The organism is Oleiphilus sp. HI0117 (assembly GCF_001635235.1).
Map to the genome: position 1 here is coordinate 1 of NZ_LWGA01000059.1, position 761 is coordinate 761.

Genomic DNA, 761 nt, shown 5'->3' on the forward strand with positions numbered 1-761 from the left:
CCTTGATGTGATTTTACTAGTGGGCATGGCTTATGCCCCTTCTTTGATGTTGATGACATTTATTGTCCTTTAAATCAGGAAAAAGAATGGGTCTAGAAAGTTATGTCTACTGCTCGGCGTTATCCTAAACATACTTTTGTTTTTATTGTCATGTCCCTTGCCTGTGTGAGTGCTAGCATTTTTATTTCAGGTGTTACCTGGAATGCCTTGCTTATTGCCTTGCTTGGTGTCATTGCTCTTGCTTTGATGCTTTGGCAATGTGCTTCTGCTCAGGCATTGCAGCAGTTAGCGCATTTGCTTCAACTTCCGGATAGTCAGTATCGCGATTTACCTTTAGAGGGTTTAGGTAAAGATGAAAGCCTAAAAGCCTTCAAGGATTATTTACTTAGCCATGAACGCTCAGAACAAAGCAAGGAGGAGTACTTTGCTGAGTTTGTTCATATGGCCAGAGAACTCTCAATTAGTGCCTTGTCGGCATCAACCAATGCAAAAGAGCAAAAGGCTTCGATTACCTCATCAGCAGCGGCTGTGACTGAGTTGAGTCAGAGTGTGGAAGATGTAGCGGCACAAATCAAATATGTTCACGACGACATAGAACGCTCGCGTGAGCAGACAACTGAAGGTATCGCTGAGGCCCAATCTGCCACAAATGAAATAAGCCGTATGGTCGGTTTATCTAAAGAAAGTGAGGTACTGGTTACAGAGTTGTTGGAGCATACCAACAATGTCGCAGCGATGTCGAAAATCATCATTGATATATC

Annotated in this window: 1 protein-coding gene; it reads left to right on the top strand. The window is 43.0% G+C overall.

Annotated elements, in window-relative coordinates:
• Positions 1-102: 102 nt before the first annotated feature.
• Positions 103-761, top strand: a 659-nt coding sequence (locus tag A3757_RS00995) for a hypothetical protein (protein WP_156506076.1), incomplete at its 3' end; no start/stop codon positions are given.